The 1,744-nt window shown below is 39.6% G+C and carries 2 protein-coding genes; both read left to right on the top strand.

The features are described 5' to 3' along the window. The coding region (gene fdhD, locus CVD27_RS19275) for a formate dehydrogenase accessory sulfurtransferase FdhD (protein WP_101649534.1) at positions 1 to 697 on the top strand (697 nt) is incomplete at its 5' end. 206 nt (positions 698 to 903) lie between these two features. After that, positions 904 to 1,744 (top strand): L-lactate MFS transporter (locus CVD27_RS19270; protein ID WP_101649533.1); only part of this gene is annotated, 841 nt, incomplete at its 3' end.

Here is a 1,744-nt window from a genome sequence, read left to right as displayed (position 1 = left end):
GACGATCGTATGTACTCCGGAATATATTGAGGATATGACTGTGGGCTTCTTGGCTTCAGAAGGAATCGTACCTAAGTGGGAACAAATCAAAGATATTCGACTTGATCTTGAAAATGGCTTCATTTACATCGATACGGATAAAGTCTACCCTTTCTTTGAACAATTGCAGAATAAACGGTATATCACATCTTGTTGCGGCATGAGCAGACAAGGCTATATCTTTGCAAATGATGCACTGACAGCGAAAAAGATGGATAGTATTTCTGTTCAACTGATACCTGCACAAATATTTTCCTTGATGCATCAAATGGAAGAACAGGCAGAAATGTTCCGCCATACTGGTGGTGTACACAATGCTGCTTTGTGCGCTCCAGATCAATTATTATTATCCCGTATGGATATCGGCCGCCATAATGCGTTAGATAAAATTTATGGACACTGTCTGAGGAACGATATTTCTGTGCGAGATAAAATCATTGTGTTCAGCGGACGAATCTCCTCCGAAATATTACTTAAAGTCGCTAAGATTGGTTGTGAAATTGTATTATCAAAGTCTGCACCTACTGAATTAGCTTTGAGTTTAGCTGACGATTTAGGAATAACGACGGTTGGATTCATTCGTGGAAGATCTTTTAATGTGTACACACATCCTGAAAGAATCGTCATGGATACCACTAATCTTTTTTCGATTCCATGAAAATGTAATATTGACAATTTTGTGAATTACTAATATTATACTCCTTAATCCCTTCTTACATTCCAGTAATTGCTTAATTATCTCCCTTTTATTGTAATTTTATGACTAGGTAGTGTGTCAACTATTCTTTTACAATACCGATTAGTCAAGGTTTTTGTTACTGGAATTGGAGCTGTGGAAGAATTTTGTTAAAAGGAGGACTACGAATGAAAAAAACGAAGAACAGATGGCTGATCGCGTTATCTGCAGTAGGTATTCACATTTCTATCGGATCTGTTTATGCCTGGAGTAACTTCACTAATCCACTCATTGAAGAGTTTGGATGGACCACAAGCCAAGTACAGCTGACGTTTAGTATAGCCATTTTATTTCTTGGTTTATCAGCTGCTTTTTTAGGTCATTTTGTAGAGAAATATGGTCCAAGAAAAGCAGGTTTACTTGCAGCTGTGTTCTTCGGAGTGGGAGTGACAGGTTCCGGACTCGCAGTAGGTATGTCTTCATTGCCTTTGCTGTATGTCTTTTACGGTATGCTCGGCGGAATCGGCTTAGGAGTAGGATATATTGCACCTGTTTCTACACTCGTCAAATGGTTCCCTGATCGCAGGGGGCTTGCTACGGGACTGGCCATCATGGGATTTGGGTTTGCTGCAGCCATCAGTAGTCCGATCATGGAATACTTGATCAGCAATGTCGGATTACAGAACACTTTTTATATTCTCGGTGTATCGTATTTCTTAATTATGTTACTTTCTTCCCTGTATCTAGAAAAACCAGAAGAAGGATGGGCACCGCCTGGATTTATTGAAAAAGTTCGTTTAGGTAAAACGGAAGTTAAAGAAGATCTTTCTCAATTGACAGCAAATCAAGCAGTTAAAACAAAACGCTTTTATTATTTATGGCTAATGTTGTTTATTAATGTGACTTGCGGTATCGCCATTCTCTCGGCTGCCAAACCAATGGCGATTGATAGTATTGGCATGACGACTATTCAGGCAGCCGCATTAGTTGGTGTGCTAGGGATCTTTAACGGGGCCGGTAGACTTGGTT

The organism is Neobacillus cucumis (genome assembly GCF_002860255.1).
Classification (GTDB): Bacteria; Bacillota; Bacilli; order Bacillales; family Cytobacillaceae; genus Neobacillus; species Neobacillus cucumis_A.
This window is presented reverse-complemented; position numbering and strand designations above follow the sequence as displayed.